The 15,188-nt window shown below is 65.8% G+C and carries 17 protein-coding genes; 10 read left to right on the forward strand and 7 right to left on the reverse strand.

Annotation, left to right across the window (positions count from 1 at the left end):
* Nucleotides 1–868: cobalamin-binding protein (locus tag IMZ29_RS20820; RefSeq protein ID WP_253207344.1), on the forward strand; the 868-nt coding region annotated here is incomplete at its 5' end.
* Nucleotides 869–937: 69 nt separating this feature from the next.
* Here the strand turns inward: IMZ29_RS20820 and IMZ29_RS20825 are convergent.
* Both IMZ29_RS20825 and fghA read right to left on the reverse strand, forming a co-directional pair.
* On the reverse strand, nt 938–1,792 hold the full coding sequence (locus IMZ29_RS20825) for a PA4780 family RIO1-like protein kinase (protein ID WP_216187839.1): 855 nt from the start codon (nt 1,790–1,792) through the stop codon (nt 938–940).
* A gap of 7 nt (nt 1,793–1,799) precedes the next feature.
* Complete coding sequence (gene fghA / locus IMZ29_RS20830; protein ID WP_216187841.1) at nt 1,800–2,645, reverse strand: S-formylglutathione hydrolase; 846 nt, start codon at nt 2,643–2,645, stop codon at nt 1,800–1,802.
* Nucleotides 2,646–2,916: 271 nt separating this feature from the next.
* Here fghA and ruvB point away from each other — a divergent pair, with 271 nt between their 5' ends.
* The 8 genes from ruvB (at nt 2,917) to ybgF (ending at nt 9,927) form a co-directional block, all read left to right on the forward strand.
* Complete coding sequence (ruvB, locus tag IMZ29_RS20835) at nt 2,917–3,984, forward strand: Holliday junction branch migration DNA helicase RuvB (RefSeq protein ID WP_216187855.1); 1,068 nt, start codon at nt 2,917–2,919, stop codon at nt 3,982–3,984.
* A 216-nt stretch (nt 3,985–4,200) separates the two neighbouring features.
* Nucleotides 4,201–4,632, forward strand: coding sequence for a tol-pal system-associated acyl-CoA thioesterase (gene ybgC, locus IMZ29_RS20840; RefSeq protein ID WP_216187865.1), 432 nt, complete (start codon nt 4,201–4,203; stop codon nt 4,630–4,632).
* A gap of 59 nt (nt 4,633–4,691) precedes the next feature.
* Nucleotides 4,692–5,366, forward strand: coding sequence for a protein TolQ (tolQ, locus tag IMZ29_RS20845; RefSeq protein ID WP_216187867.1), 675 nt, complete (start codon nt 4,692–4,694; stop codon nt 5,364–5,366).
* Nucleotides 5,366–5,809, forward strand: coding sequence for a protein TolR (gene tolR / locus IMZ29_RS20850; RefSeq protein WP_216187869.1), 444 nt, complete (start codon nt 5,366–5,368; stop codon nt 5,807–5,809). The genes tolQ and tolR overlap by 1 nt, the downstream gene beginning before the upstream one ends.
* A gap of 3 nt (nt 5,810–5,812) precedes the next feature.
* Nucleotides 5,813–7,033, forward strand: a complete 1,221-nt coding sequence (gene tolA, locus IMZ29_RS20855; protein ID WP_216187872.1) for a cell envelope integrity protein TolA — start codon at nt 5,813–5,815, stop codon at nt 7,031–7,033.
* Between the two features lie 21 nt (nt 7,034–7,054).
* Nucleotides 7,055–8,413 (forward strand): Tol-Pal system beta propeller repeat protein TolB, encoded by a 1,359-nt coding sequence (gene tolB / locus IMZ29_RS20860; RefSeq protein WP_216187874.1) that lies wholly within the window; start codon nt 7,055–7,057, stop codon nt 8,411–8,413.
* A gap of 119 nt (nt 8,414–8,532) precedes the next feature.
* Nucleotides 8,533–9,054: a peptidoglycan-associated lipoprotein Pal gene (gene pal / locus IMZ29_RS20865; protein WP_216187877.1), complete on the forward strand. Its 522-nt coding sequence runs from the start codon at nt 8,533–8,535 to the stop codon at nt 9,052–9,054.
* A gap of 141 nt (nt 9,055–9,195) precedes the next feature.
* A complete protein-coding gene (ybgF, locus tag IMZ29_RS20870; protein WP_371820380.1) occupies nt 9,196–9,927 on the forward strand; it encodes a tol-pal system protein YbgF in 732 nt (243 codons plus the stop codon).
* 36 nt (nt 9,928–9,963) lie between these two features.
* Here the strand turns inward: ybgF and IMZ29_RS20875 are convergent, their stop codons facing one another.
* Nucleotides 9,964–10,305 carry an H-NS histone family protein gene (locus IMZ29_RS20875; RefSeq protein WP_216187892.1) on the reverse strand — a complete coding sequence of 114 codons (342 nt, stop codon included), beginning with the start codon at nt 10,303–10,305 and terminating at the stop codon, nt 9,964–9,966.
* A gap of 147 nt (nt 10,306–10,452) precedes the next feature.
* Nucleotides 10,453–11,343: an RNA polymerase sigma factor RpoH gene (gene rpoH, locus IMZ29_RS20880; RefSeq protein ID WP_216187895.1), complete on the reverse strand. Its 891-nt coding sequence runs from the start codon at nt 11,341–11,343 to the stop codon at nt 10,453–10,455.
* Nucleotides 11,344–11,724: 381 nt separating this feature from the next.
* On the opposite strand from rpoH, the gene IMZ29_RS20885 reads away from it, so the two are divergent.
* Nucleotides 11,725–12,825 carry a porin gene (locus tag IMZ29_RS20885; protein WP_216187898.1) on the forward strand — a complete coding sequence of 367 codons (1,101 nt, stop codon included), beginning with the start codon at nt 11,725–11,727 and terminating at the stop codon, nt 12,823–12,825.
* 127 nt (nt 12,826–12,952) lie between these two features.
* On the opposite strand, the gene IMZ29_RS20890 is transcribed toward IMZ29_RS20885, so the two are convergent.
* From IMZ29_RS20890 to IMZ29_RS20900, 3 genes are all read right to left on the reverse strand, one after another.
* The gene (locus tag IMZ29_RS20890; RefSeq protein ID WP_216187901.1) at nt 12,953–13,867 is read right to left on the reverse strand and encodes an AEC family transporter; all 915 of its coding nucleotides are present in this window, start codon (nt 13,865–13,867) and stop codon (nt 12,953–12,955) included.
* A gap of 181 nt (nt 13,868–14,048) precedes the next feature.
* Nucleotides 14,049–14,759, reverse strand: coding sequence for a hypothetical protein (locus tag IMZ29_RS20895; RefSeq protein WP_216187904.1), 711 nt, complete (start codon nt 14,757–14,759; stop codon nt 14,049–14,051).
* Nucleotides 14,760–14,849: 90 nt separating this feature from the next.
* Nucleotides 14,850–15,188, reverse strand: a 339-nt coding sequence (locus IMZ29_RS20900) for a c-type cytochrome (RefSeq protein WP_216187907.1), incomplete at its 5' end; no start/stop codon positions are given.

Genomic DNA, 15,188 nt, shown 5'->3' on the forward strand with positions numbered 1-15,188 from the left:
GCCCATCCCGGCCGCCACCGCAGGCGCGTCCGGCCCGTCCGCGGGTCCGGTCGTCGTCACGGACGGGCAGGGCCGCACGGTCAGTCTGGCAACGCCCGCACGCCGCGTGGTGGCCCTCGCGCCGCACGCGACAGAGCTTGTCTTTGCCGCAGGGGGCGGGCCGCAGCTCGTGGGGGCCGTGCGCTACAGCGACTGGCCCGCGGCCGCCCGGCTGGTGCCCCAGGTGGGCGACGCCTGGCATCTCAATGCGGAGACGCTCGTCGGCCTGCGCCCGGATCTCGTCGTCGCCTGGCTGCCCGGGCCTGTGCAGCCGCTGCAAACGGCGCTCGATGCGGCCAGCGTGCGCGTGTTCTACACGGCACCCACGCGTCTGGCGGACATTGCCGACGACGTCGAACGCCTGGGCACGCTGCTGGGTACCACCCGGCAGGCGTCAGCCAAGGCCACTTCGCTGCGCGTGCGCCTGCGCGGGCTCGAACAGACCTATGCAGACCGCACCCCGGTGCGGGTCTTCATCCATGCGGGCAGCGCACCGCTCTACACCCTGAGCGACAACCACATCGTGGGCGACGCGCTGCGTGTGTGCGGTGGGGTCAACGTCTTTGGCCGTGCCGGGCCTGCGGCGCCGCAGGTGGAGATGGAGGCGCTCATCGCAGCGAATCCTCAGGTGATCCTGACCACTGACGAACAAGGCGGCCGCGATCCCGTGGGCTTCTGGCGCAGCACGGCGCCGCACCTTCCCGCCGTGCGTCTGGCCCGCGTCATTGCCGTACCGGCCGATGCGCTCTACCGCCCCGGCCCGCGTCTGTTCGACGCCACTGCGCAGCTGTGCGAAGCGCTGGAAGCGATCCGTATGTCGCGGCGGTGAGGCGCGCGGCGGTCCCATGATGCCAGCGTGCGAGCGACGTCACACCGCACGCCCTGCACCGCCGGCCAGCTACTCCCCCCGGCTTTCACGCTCCCGACGCAGCCGGTCCTCGGCCTCCAGGCGGACCTCCTCCATGTCCTGCATGAGTCCCTCCAGATCCACGGGCGTCGTGTCGGCCTCGACCTGCCCTGTCAAGGTCACGTCCTCCGTCAACGCACCGGCCTCGTAGAAACGCCAGATCTCACGCCCGTAGTTCGTCGTCGCGAGCGTTGGCGCAAACTGCGCGAAGTACGCCGCCAGGTTGGCGACGTCGCGTTCGAGCATCGCCTGCGCCTGGCTGTTGCCCGCCGCATCCACGGCCTGCGGCAGATCGATGATGACGGGGCCATCCGCCGCGAGCAGGATGTTGTATTCCGACAGATCGCCGTGAATCATCCCGGCCAGCAGCATGCGGATCACCTGCACGAGCAGTTCACCGTGCATGGCAAGGGCCTCGGCCTCGGTGAGCTCGACGTCGTTCAGGCGCGGCGCCACGCCGCCGTCGGCATCGGCCACCAGATCCATGAGCAGCACGCCATCGGTGCAGATATACGGTGTGGGCACCCGCACCCCGGCGGCCGCCAGACGGAACAAGGCATCGACCTCGGCCGTCTGCCACTGCTCCTCCTGCACCTGCCGGCCGTAGCGCGTGCCCTTCTCCATGGCGCGCGCCTGGCGGCTGTTCTTCACCTTGCGCCCGTCCAGGTAGGACGCCGCCTGCCGGAAGCTGCGCTGGCTCGCTTCCTTGTAGACCTTCGCGCAGCGCACCGCGTCGCCACAGCGCACCACGTAGACAGTCGCCTCCTTGCCACTCATCAGCTGGCGCAGGACGTCGTCGACCAGGCCTTCTTCCACGAGCGGCACCAGCCGCTTCGGCGTCTTCATGCGCGCGTTATCCCTTCAGCTGCGCCGCGTGGTGAGCCAGGTGATCCTGCATGAAGGTCGAGATGAAGTAGTAGCCGTGGTCATAGCCCTCGTGACGACGCAGCGTGAGGGGCTGCCCGGCCACGGCGCAGGCCGCTTCGAAGGCGTCCGGGTGGAGCTGGTGCAGGAACTGGTCCTTCAGGCCTTGGTCGACGAGGATGCCGCCGGGGAAGGGCTGCTGCGCCGCCTTCATGAGCTCGGTGGCGTCGTAGCCGCGCCAGGCGGCCGTGTCCGGGCCCAGGTAGCCGCCCAGTGCCTTCTTACCCCAATCACACTGCGAGGGCGCGGCGATCGGGGCAAAGGCCGACACGCTGCGGAACTTGGCCGGATTGCGCAGGGCCAGCACCAGCGCGCCATGACCGCCCATGGAATGGCCGAAGATGCCGGTGCGGGCCGCATCACCGGGCAGCTCGCCGGTGACGATGCCGTGCAGCTCCTCCACGATGTAGCTGTCCATGCGGTAATGCTGATCCCAGGGCGATTGCGTGGCATTCACATAGAATCCCGCGCCCACGCCGAAATCCCAATTGTCCGTCTCGCCAGGCACGCCGGCGCCACGCGGGCTGGTGTCGGGCGCCACGAGGAGGATGCCGTGCTCGGCGGCATGGCGCTGTGCGCCACCCTTGATCATGAAGGTCTCTTCGGTGCAGGTGAGACCAGCCAGATAGAAGAGGACGGGCACGCGGCCCGATGCGGCCTCGGCCGGCACGAACACCGAGAAGCGCATCGGCAGCCCGATGACGGTGGATTCGTGCTTGTAGAAGCGCTGCCAGCCGCCAAAACAGCGATGCTCGCTGATGAGTTCGAGTGCCATGGTCAGTCCTCCTGCAACAACGATATGCGAGGGCGGCGCGGCAAGGCATCGGGGCGGCGAATGGGCATGCGGAGAACTCCGGGCTGTTGACAAGTCTGCAGCAGTGTACGCAAGGCGAGGCCCACCGGCGAGGCGTGCGCCCAGTCTTCCCAGGGAACAGCGGCCAGGCGAGGCGCTTTCACGCCGACGCAGCCTGGGGATAAGATAGTGGATATTTATCCAGCACCCGCCTTTGCCACGCGCGCCATCCGCCGCGCGCTATAGTCCGCCCATGAGCATCCAGCCCGACCAACTCACCGCACGCCTCGATGGTGGCGGCTCGCGCCTGGTGGCGCCCCAGCCAGCCTCGCCCAACGAGGAAAACCTCGAACGGGCGCTGCGCCCGCGCATGCTGCAGGAGTACGTTGGTCAGCAGCGCATCCGCGAGCAGCTGGAGATCTTCGTGGCCGCCGCACGTCAGCGCCAGGAGGCACTCGATCACGTGCTGCTCTTCGGGCCGCCGGGCCTGGGCAAGACGACGCTTGCGCACATCATCGCGCACGAAATGGGCGTCAATCTCAAACAGACCTCCGGCCCCGTGCTGGAGCGCCCGGGCGATCTTGCCGCGCTGCTCACCAATCTGGAGCGCAACGACGTCCTCTTCATCGACGAGATCCATCGTCTCTCGCCGGTAGTCGAGGAAATTCTCTATCCGGCGCTGGAAGATTTCCAGATCGACATCCTGATCGGCGAGGGTCCCGGCGCGCGCAGCGTGAAACTGGATCTGCAGCCCTTCACGCTGGTGGGCGCCACCACGCGCGCAGGCATGCTGACCAATCCGCTGCGCGACCGCTTCGGCATCACGGCCCGTCTGGAGTTCTACACCACAGAGGAGTTGGGCCACATCGTGCGGCGCAGCGCCGGCCTGCTGGGCGCCGACATCACCGACGCGGGTTCCGCCGAGATCGCGCGTCGCTCGCGCGGCACCCCGCGGATCGCCAACCGGCTCCTGCGTCGCGTGCGCGATTACGCGGAAGTGAAGTCGGACGGCACGATCGACGACGCGATCGCCGGTGCCGCGCTCGGCATGCTGCAGGTGGATCCGCACGGGCTGGACGTCATGGACCGCAAGCTGCTCGAAGCCGTGGTGCACCGCTTCGACGGCGGCCCCGTGGGGGTGGACAGCCTGGCTGCGGCCATCGGCGAGGCCCGCGACACCATCGAAGATGTGATCGAACCCTACCTGATCCAGCACGGGTTTCTGCAACGCACGCCCCGCGGACGCATCGCCACGCAGACCACGTGGCGGCACCTGGGCCTCACCGCGCCGCCTGGTGGACGCGAATCCGAACTGTTCTAGGCCGGTAAAGCCTGCGGGCAAACCCTAATCAGGACGCCAGCTCGGGCGGTTTTCCGCCCGGCGATGCGCGCCGTTGCTCGGTCCGTCCAGGCCCCTCGCGGCAGGCGTTGGGCCCGCGCCACGGTGCGTGGGCGCTGTCGCATCTTGTTGCTCAGACCTGGTTGCCGCAGCCGCCGAAACGCTACAATTCTGGGTTGACATCCCTGCTGCCTTGCCATGTCTGCCGTACCCCGTGAGACTGACCAGTTCCGCTTTGACGTACGGGTCTATTACGAGGATACCGACGCTGGCGGGGTGGTGTATTACGCCAATTACCTCAAGTTCTTCGAGCGCGCCCGCACCGAGTGGCTGAGGCGTCTCGGGTTCGAACAGGCCGCCGTGGCCCAGTCGGAAGGCAGGTTATTCGTGGTGCGTTCTGCGAGTGTCGATTATCACCGTCCCGCCAGGCTCGACGATGCGCTCGTCATTCGCAGCCGTGTGGCGCGCGCCGGGCGTGCATCGATCCTGTTCGAACAATCCTGCCTGCGCGACGGCGAGTTGCTCGCGGCAGGGCGCATCGACATCGCCTGCGTCAGTACCCCGCACATGCGGCCGGCCGCCCTGCCCGAGGCCCTGGCCCGGCAGATGCGTGCTGTCGCGCCGGCCTGAGCGTCATTGGCTCGACTACCCCATCCATCCGTTCAACTGCACAACAAGGCTTACTTTCCATGAATCCCAACCAGGACATGTCGATACTGTCTCTGATCGTGCACGCCAGCATTCCGGTGCAGCTCGTGATGGCGTTGCTGGTCGTGATCTCCGTCATGTCGTGGACGTACATCTTCAGCAAACGCGCCACGCTGCGCCGTACGCAGCGCCAGACGGACAAGTTCGAATCCGATTTCTGGTCGGGCGGCGATCTGACGATGCTGCACCATGCGGTGGCCACCCATCGCGGCGAACACGGCGCGCTGGCCCGCATCTTCGAATCCGGCATGTCCGAGTTCCTGAAGGCGCGCAAGGCCCACAGCGACGTTCCGGTCGTGCTCGATGGCGCCAACCGCGCCATGCGGGCCTCCTACCAGCGTGAACTCGACGCGCTCGATCGCCATCTCGCCTTTCTCGCGTCCGCCGGCTCCGTGAGCCCCTACATCGGCCTGTTGGGTACGGTCTGGGGCATCATGCACGCCTTCGTGGGCCTGGCCGGCATGGAGCAGGTCACCCTGGCGGCCGTGGCCCCCGGGATCGCCGAAGCGCTGATCGCCACCGCCATCGGTCTGTTCGCCGCCATTCCCGCGGTGGTCGCCTACAACCGCTACTCTCACGAAGTCGATCGTCTGTCGATGCGTTTCGACAACTTCATCGACGAATTCCTCAACATTCTCCAGCGGCAGGTGCGCTGATGCCAGCGGCTCGCGGTCGCGGGCGCCCGGCGCGCCGCATGAAGAACGAGATCAACGTCGTGCCCTACATCGACGTGATGCTCGTGCTCCTGGTGATCTTCATGGTGACGGCGCCCCTGGTCGCCCCCGGCATGATCGAACTGCCGTCGGTCGGCCAGCGTGCCGCCGAGGTGCCGGTCAAGCCGATCGAAGTCCAGGTGGCCGCCGACGGCGTCATCTCCGTGCGCGATCTGCAGCAGGGCGAAACCCAGCTGCAGACGCTGCCTGCCAACGAGCTCACGGACTACATCCGCTTTCGTCAGCAGCAGACGCCCGGCCAGCCGGTGGTGATCGCCGCCGACGGCAAGGTGGTGTATGACGCCGTGATCAAGGTGATGGACGAACTCCAGCAGCAGGGCGTCTCGCGCGTCGGCCTGCTCGTGCAACAAGGCGGCGGCAGCTGATCCATGGACGAAGATCACGTCCCCATCCCGTCGCGCTACGTCGGCACGCCGCCCGAGGAGCCACAAGGCAAGGCATTGGCTGCGGCCATTGCCATGCACGTGCTCATCGTCGTCGCGGCCGTGATCGGCATGTTCTGGAATCGCACGCCTTTGCAGCCCATGCAGGTGGAGATGTGGGCGGCGTTACCGGAGGCCGAGGCCGTCGAAGACGCCAATACCCAGAACGAGCCCACTCCGACCCCGGAGCCGCCGACACCGCAGCCCGAGCCGGAACCGACCCCGCCGCCCGCGCCGCCCACTCCCGAGCCTGAGCCTCAGCCCACGCCGGCCCAGCTCGAGGCCCAGAAACGGGAAGCGGACATCGCGCTGCAGGAAGAAAAGAAGCGCGAGCAGGAAGAACAACGCAAGCGCGTCGAGGCTCAGCGCCAGCAGGAGCGTGAGCGCCAGCGCCAGGAAGAAACGCGCCAGCGCGAGCAGGAACGCCTGAAGCAGGAAAAGCTCGCGCAGGAACGCGCGGCGGCCGAAAAGAAAGCGGCAGAAGAAAAAGCTGCGGCTGAGAAGAAGGCGGCTGCCGAGAAAGCGGCGGTGGAAAAGGCAGCGGCCGAGAAGGCGGCTGCCGAAAAGAAGGCAGCCGAAGCGAAAGCCGCAGCAGAAAAGAAAGCTGCCGCAGAGAAAGCTGCTGCCGAAAAGGCCGCGGCTGAAAAAGCCGCTGCTGAAAAGGCCGCCGCGGAGAAGGCAGCTGCCGAAAAGAAGGCGGCCGCTGAAAAAGCGGCGGCGGAAAAGAAGGCAGCAGCCGACAAGGCTGCGGCCGAGAAGAAGGCAGCTGCCGACAAGGAAGCCGCCGATCGGGAACGTAAATTGCGTGAGGCCTTCCAGTCGTCGGCGACGGCGGCAGCCGGCTTGCCCGGCGGCACGGCCTCGCGTAGCCAGGCAGGCGGCGGCGCAGACAGTGGGTACGGCGCGTTGATCCGCGCCTGCGTGAAGCCCGGCGTGGCCTACTCGGCCAATCGGGACTCGGTCAGCGGCAATCCCTACGTGGTATTCCGCGTGCAGTTGTCCGGAGAGGGTCAGCAGAGTGGCGTACCGCGTCTTTTGCGGCCATCCGGTGTGGATGCCTTCGACCGCGCAGTGCAGACCGGCATTCAGCGTTGCAATCCGTTCCCGCGCCCGCCGTCTGGCAATTTTCCGTCTACCATAGACGTCCGTTACAACATGTTCGATTGAGCCCCAACAGTGCAACCTGACATGCCCGCGATCCATTCCCTCACCGCCCGTGCTGCGCGTTCCCAACGCGGCGTCACCCTGCGCCTGACCGGCGCGGCCAAAGACAGCGCGCGGCGCAGCCTGGGCTGGTTCGCCCTGCTCGCCGCCTGCGCCATGCCGACGGCCCACGCCCAGCTGCAGGTGGAAATCTCCGGTGCCGGTGCCAACCAGTATCCGATTGCCGTCACCGACTTCGCCGATGGCGACGGCCAGCGTGGCCGTCAACTGGCCGACGTGGTGCGCGCCGATCTGACGCGCTCCGGGCTCTTTCGCATGGTCAACGCCGGCGGCACCCGCGTGGATGCCGGCGGCGGCCTGGATTTCGCCATGTGGCGCGATCGCGGCGCCAACGCCGTCGCCTATGGCTCGTCCAGCGGCAACGGCTCCCAGGTCGAGATCAATTACCACATGGCCGATACGGTGCAGCAAGCCGAGATCGACAGCCAGGTGGTGAGCGCGTCCATGAACAACTGGCGTTCGGCTGCCCACCAGGTGGCCGATCGCATCTGTGAACGCCTGAGCGGCGCGCAGTGCGCCTTCTCGACCCGCATCGCCTTCGTGGCCAAGCGCGGCAATCTGTGGGAACTCATGGTCGCGGATGCCGACGGCCATAATCCCCAGGCGGCGCTTCGTTCGCGCGAAGCCATCATTTCGCCCAGCTGGTCCCCAGACGGGACCCGCCTGGCCTACGTCAGTTTCGAATCCGGCAAGCCTGTCGTCTACGTGCATAACGTGCGGACGGGTCAGCGCAATGTGGTCGCGAATTTCCGCGGCAACAACAGTGCCCCCGCCTGGTCGCCGGACGGCTCGAAACTCGCCGTCGTGCTCTCGCGCGATGGTTCGTCGCAGATCTATTCGGTCAATGCGGACGGCTCCAACCCGACCCGTCTCACGCAAAGCGGCACGATCAATACGGAACCTGCCTTTACCCCAGACGGGCAAAGCATCGTTTTCAGCAGTGACCGCGGCGGCAGTGCCCAGATCTATCGCATGGTCGTCGGCGGCGGCAATGCAACCCGACTCACGTTCAACGGCGGCCACAATGTGAGCCCCCGGGTATCGCCCGACGGTACGGCGCTGACGTATGTCACGCGCCGGGGCGGCAACTTTCAGATCGCGGTGTTGAATCTTTCCACCGGCAACGAGGTTTTGCTCACCAACGGTCCAGACGACCAGTCTCCTTCCTTCTCGCCCGACGGCGGGATGGTGCTCTACACCGCGGGCCAACGCGGCGGCACGTTGAACGTGCGCTCCATCGATGGCCTCGCGCAGGAGACGTTGTCCGCATCGGGCGCGGGAATCACCGCGGCCGCCTGGGGACCGTTCGGCACTGCAAAATGATTCGCCCGTTCTCCTAGCTGTCTGGACCCAAGCGGCCCGTTGTCCTGGGCGCAACACCGCGGCCGCACCGATCTGATCGTTTAGCCATCCCTTTTGCTCTTATACCGTTGGAGCCCATTATGAAAACTCGCTTTCTGAAGGCATTTGCCGTCGTTGGTCTTACCGCGGCCCTGGCCGCTTGCGGCAGCTCCGTTGAGCTGGACGAATCCAAGGCTGGCGCTGGCGCCGGCGGCTATGGTGGCAGCGCCTCGGGCGTGGCCACGGGCGGCGCGAACCAGTACGACCCGTTCAACCCGAACAGCCCGCTCGCCCAACAGCGTTCGGTCTACTTCGACTTCGACAGCTACTCCGTGTCGCAGCAGTACCGTCCGACGGTGGAAATGCACGGTCAATACCTGGCGGGCAACCCCCAGCAAACCGTGACGATCGAAGGCAACACCGACGAGCGCGGCAGCAGCGAGTACAACCTCGCCCTGGGCCAGCGCCGTTCGGAAGCCGTCCGTCAGATGCTGCTGGTGCTCGGCGTGCGTGACAACCAAGTCGAAGCCGTCAGCTTCGGCAAGGAACGCCCCCGCGCGACCGGTTCGAGCGAATCGGATTACGCTGAAAACCGCCGTGCGGATTTCACGTACCGTCGTTGATTGATGACCTGGGCATGATCCCGTTTCCACGGGTTATGGTGCCAGGGTCTGCAAGCCGTCCACAGGGCCATTCGCCGGCCTTGTGGGCGGCTTTTCTCCATCCGGCGCATGCCGACCGAGTCCAGGAGTGATATGTCCATGATTCTGCAGGTTTCCCTTCCCGCCCGGCGTGCCCTGTACGCCGCCGTACTGACCCTGGCTGGCACGTTTGCCGCGGCCCCGGCCAGCGCGCAGCTCTTTGGCGGCGACGATGAAGCCCGCCAGGCGATCCTCGCGGCGCGTCAGGAAATCGCCAATCTGCGCGCGGAAGACCAGCGCGGCCGGCTGCAACTCGCGGGCCAGATCGAGCAATTGCAGCAGCAGATCGCGCAGATGCGTGGCCAGATCGAGACCCTGAGCAAGCAGGTGTCGGACAGCCAGCAGGCGCAGCGGGAAATGTCGCTCAACATGAGCGAGCAACAGAGCGGCTCCAACGCCGGGAACATCCTGGCTGCCAGCGATGGCGAGCAGGCGGCCTACGACACGGCCATCGACCACTTCCGTCAGGCGCAATACAAGAACGCAGCTGAGTCGCTGGCGGCTTTCGTGCAGCAATACCCGCGCAGCGGCTATGCGCCGACGGCCCAGTTCTATCTGGGCAGCAGCCTGTATGCGCTCAAGGACTACAAGAACGCCATTGCGCGGCTGAATGCCATGGTGCAATCCTTCCCGGATAATCAACGCGCACCGGATGCCTTGCTCGTGATCGCAGGCAGCCAGATCGAATTGAATGATCGCAATGGCGCGCGTGCCACGCTGCAGCGAATCGTACGCGATTACGGCAATAGCCAGGCAGCGAGCACAGCCCGTGACCGTCTGCAACTTTTGCAATAAAGCGCAGCAAAAAGGCCGGGGATTCCCGGCCTTTTTTTATTCCTGAGATTCGATCAGGTAATTCGATTTGTCGCCAACCACCCACTTGGGTGAACGACCGCGACCACTCCAGGTATCGCCCGTTTCCGGATTGCGATACTTGGGCGCTGCCGGCGTGCCCGCCTTGGGCTTGCGGCCCGACTTGGCCTTGACTGCCTTGCTGGCGCGGCCCGCAGACGCGGCCTTGCCACCGAAGGTGAGCTCGCTGGGCTGCAGCTGATACTGGGCGATCAGCCCGTTGATCTGCTTGACGACCGAAGCCACTTCGCGCTTTCGCGCCGTGGCGAGCTTGCGTTCGATGGCGGCTTTCTGCGTAAGGAGATTCTGGTACGTGGCCATGATGGGCAACTCCGTGGCAGCACCGGAGGTATCGGTGCGGGATTCAAGATAATGCCAGCGCTTTATGCGCCAATTCGCGCCGGATGCAAAAAGCGGCGCTAAAAGCGCCGCTCATTGCGTCCGGCATTGGCCGTCATCATACCGCAGTCATACTGCGGCGGCTAAAGCTTCGCGCATTTTGCCCATTGCCCGACTTTCAATCTGACGAATGCGTTCTGCGGAAACGCCGAATTCATCCGCCAATTCCTGGAGTGTGGCACCGGATTCTTCCGGCAACCAACGCGCTTCGATAATCCGGCGCGAACGCGGATCCAGCGTAGCGAGCGCGCGATTGAGCCCCTCGCCTTGCAGATCATCCCGCGCACGGCGCTCCAGGACCCGCACCGGCTCGGATTCGCCCGCATCGGACAGCCACGCGGAAGGCGCATAGCTCTCGTCATCGTCGTCGCGGCCATCGAGTGCCATTTCGTGGCCTGCCAAGCGCTGTTCCATGTCACGCACATCCTGCTCGCGCACATTCAATTCGCGAGAGATATGTTCGACTTCGGCCGAGGTGAGCGTATCGCTGCCGCGCTTCATGCTGCGCAGATTGAAAAAGAGCTTACGCTGCGCCTTGGTGGTGGCGACCTTCACCATGCGCCAATTGCGAATCACGTATTCGTGGATCTCCGCCTTGATCCAATGAATCGCAAAGGACACGAGCCGCACGCCACGGCTGGGGTCAAAACGCTTGACCGCCTTCATGAGGCCGACGTTGCCTTCCTGGATCAGATCGGCATGGGGCAGGCCATAGCCGAGATACTGACGCGCGACCGACACCACCAGGCGCAGGTGCGACAGCACGAGATCGCGCGCGGCGTCCAGATCGTCGCTTTCACGAAACCGATGGGCGAGCGCCGTCTCCTGCTCCTGCGTGAGCAGCGGCATCTGGTTGACAGCAGATATATAGGCGTCGATCGTACCCAGCGCGCCCGGATTGGCAATAGCCAATGCCAGGCTCTGGCTGGGCGAGGCCTGGTGTACGGAAAGCTGTGTCATGGCAGTGGTCATCCTGAGTTGAGCGTCACCCAACGAAGATATATTAGCACTCTGACAGAGAGAGTGCTAATTCGTTCCCGAGATGAAGCGTTCCCATAGGAGGCGCCAGCATGCTGGCGTTCGGTTCTGCTGGTAAACCCGCAAGAAACGTGCGCCTTGGCGCCGTGTTGGTTTTCACATCACGCGCGTGATGACACCGGTCGGTATTTACCCTAGACGATAAACAGCCGCGTTGACTTTGAAAAACCCCATCGGTAGTCTGGATTACAGATTGTCATGGGCTGAAGGGTTCTGAGGGAAATCCCGCAGACGGCAGTGCAGGACAAGCTACCAGTCGATAGAAACGTGCACTGCACATATAAGATTGCTGAGGAGACACTCATGAAATTCAAGACCGCTTGCCTGGCCGCCTCCCTCGCGGCCGCCGGCCTGGCCACCACTGGCATGGCCCACGCGCAGAGCAGCGTGACGCTCTACGGTATCGTGGACGTGAACATCGAAGCCTACAACAATGCGCCGGACGCCTCGGGTGGCAGCAAGACGGTCACCGGCATGCGCTCGGGTGGTCTGTCCGGCTCGCGCTGGGGTCTGCGCGGTGTGGAAGACCTCGGCAATGGTCTGAAGGCCGTGTTCCAGCTGGAATCGGGCTTCAACATCGGCAACGGCAACAGCGACGGCCGCATGTTCCAGCGTACGGCCATGGCCGGCCTGGAAGGCAACTGGGGCCGCCTGACCTTCGGTCGCCAATACACCCCGGCGTTCACGATGCTGGGTCAGTACGTGCCCGGCGCCTACGGTGCCCAGTACGAGCCGATCCCCCGCATCGTGCCCAGCCGTGCCGACAACGCCGTGTTGTACTCGGCCCGTGTCGCCGGCCTGGCCGTCGGTGCCTACTACGCTTTCCGCAACCAGGCTGACCAGCTCACGCCCCAGGATCTGAGCCCGACCGGCGCCTTCGGCGGTGCCGTCGGCTACTCCTTCGGCAACACCTTCCGCGTGATGGCCGCCTACGACCGCGTGAATCAGCCGGCCGTCGCCGCTGGCGTCGTGCCCACGGTCGGTAAGACGCACAACGCCATGGCCGGTGCTCGCCTGGATCTGAACCAGTTCAAGATCCTGGGTGGCTACCGCTACCGCAAGGTCGAAAGCCTGGTCGGTCCGGACATCAAGAGCGACTTCTACATGATCGGCGCCGGCTGGCAGGTCAATGCCCAGACCGGTCTGGGCGTGGCCTACTACCACGAGCGCTTCAAGGACGCGCCGGTGGGCTACCTGGGCACGACGGACGACAAGTGGCACCAGGTCTCGCTGCTCGCCAGCTACGGCCTGAGCAAGCGCACCAACCTGTACGCCGTGGCCGCCCACGCCCGCAAGGGTCCGCTGAACCTGGGCTTCGCGGGTGACCAAGGCACGCCGTATGCCCTGGCCGCCGGCAAGACCAACCAGACCGGTGGTGCCATCGGCCTGCGTCACCAGTTCTGATCCTCACCCGATCAGCACGCATACTCACAACAACGCTTGCCCGGCCCTCACGTTTCGTGAGGGACCCCCGGGCCGCTACCCCCGCCGCAAGGCGGGGTTTTTTTGTCTTGGGGCAGCAAGTTGCCGCTCAGTGCAGTCCCTGCGCCGCCGGCGCGTCGATCAGCGCAAGCGTGATCGGCAGCAGCAACAGAAAGAGGGCGGTGGAGACAAGGACCGCGCCCGCCGAGACCTCGCCCTTGTTCGTGTAGCGCGTGGCGAACATATAGCTGATCACCGCGCACGGCATGCTCATCTGCATCACCATGAGCGCCCGCATGTCGAGCGACAGCCCGAGCATCCACGCCGCCAGGAAACCGCTCAACGCCCCGAAGCCCAGGCGCATTACCGCCAACACGCTGCCGGCGCGCAATCCGCTCGAAGGAATGGCCGAGAGTGCATAGCCGAGGCTCATCAACATCAGTGGCACCGTGATGCGCCCCAGCAACTGGGCCGATTCCAAGGTCCATGCCGGGACCGGCACGTCGAACGCTCGGCACACGACGGCAGCCACTGCCGCAAGGAGCACGGGAGAGCGCCACACCTTGCCCACGTTCGCTCCCGGCAGGGTGCGCACGCCGATGGTGTTCTGCGCAAAGGCGCACACGGCAAAGAAGACGACGGCGGCAGAGAACCCGGTGTCCCCGAAAGCCAGGGCCGCCAGCGGCAGACCCAGGTTGCCGGCGTTCGGGAAGGCAGCCGTCTGCATCAAGGCGCGCACCGGCATGTGCAGCAGGCGCAGCGCCAGTGCGCACAGCGCGTTGGCAAAGACCAGCGCAAGCACCGTCGCAGCGCCGATCTCGAGCAGGAGCCGGTCGTCCAGCTGCGTCGTCACCAGCGTGTGGAACACCAGCGCAGGCACGCCCACCGTGGTAACCAGCAGCGAGACGAACTCGCCCGAATACGGCAGGCGTCGCCGCCCCCAGATCGTCCCGATGCCAACGCAGGCCAGCATTGGCGCGAGCAGGCCCAGGGTGGTCGTGTAGAAGGCGAGTAGGGACATCAAGCACGTCGGGGCAAAGCGGCATGCTATCACTCCCGTCCCATCGCCCCTGCGCGAGGGCCAGGCACTGAGTCCGCCCGAGCCCGCGTAAGGCCAGAGACGGCGCTCGTCCACGGCATGTACCGAGCCGCGCTGCACCCTTATCCAGGCGTCTGTGCGCGATCCACGCCTGCGCTCAGCGCGCTCAGGGTTGGGCCCAGCCCGGCTGTGCGTTGAGCAAGGCGGCGGTGTGCGCATCCGCCGGACGCGCGAGCAGCCCGCCCCGGTCGTTGAAGAGGACGAAATAGCGTGCGCCGTCGAGCATCGGCATCCAGGTGGCGCTGCCGTAGCGGGCATCGACGAAGGGCAACCACCGCGAGAACTGCTGCTTGAGCGAGAACAGGTCCAACGGCACGTCGGATTGCACGTCGTACACCGTGCGCTCGCCCTCGCGCTCCTGCGCGATGTCGTCATAGCGGCCCGAGAGGCGCTCCAGCCGGTAGAGCGAAGGAACGCCGGCAAGCGCGGCAGGCAACTGCCAGCGCAGCACGCGCGCATCCAGCATCCACGCGTCACCCCTCAGGGTGAATTCACGCACGCTGTCCACCGCCCCCCCTTCGCCCACGAGCGTGAGCCGTGCGCGAAATTGCTGGGGCGCCTCACGCACCAGCTCAAGCGCGGCCACGGGCCTGTCCTGAAACAGCTGCAGGTAACGCTGGATGGAGAACGCCAGCAGGCCCACCGCCAGCGCGAGCAGCACGAGCACCAAGCCAAAGAAACGGCGTATGAGGTGCAGCCGTCGCGGCGACCAGGGATGTGCACGGTCATTGCCCGAACCAAAGAGCATCAGCATGCCGGGCACGGCGATGAGGAAAGCCGCCAGAGCGGCCCAGAGGTAGGGGGCGGTCGACATCATGAACCCATGGTAGTCCACAAAGCCGCTCTCCAATACGGCAAAAAGGGCGTCCGAGGACGCCCTTTGCAGACAACGTGCCGATGACGCCGCTTATTGCGACTGCGCGACCATGTACTCGATGGCGGCACGCAGCTCGTCGTCGGTGGCCTTCATGGCCGTGCCGCGCGGCGGCATCGCACCCTTGCCGGCGATGGCGACCTTGAGCATCTCGTCCATGCCCGTGGCAATGTACGGGGCCCAGGCCGCCTTGTCGCCCAATTTGGGGGCGCCGGCCACGCCGGTGCTGTGGCAAGCCACGCAAGCGGTGTCATAGAGCTTCTTGCCCGCGGCCAGCCGAGCCGGATCGGCTTGCGCCGCAGGGGCAGCGTCAGCCTGTGCGGCCGGGGCCTGCGCTGCGGGCGCGGCGTCGGGCTTGTGCAGCGGGCGCGT

Source organism: Verticiella alkaliphila (genome assembly GCF_018904615.1).
GTDB lineage: Bacteria > Pseudomonadota > Gammaproteobacteria > Burkholderiales > Burkholderiaceae_B > Verticiella > Verticiella alkaliphila.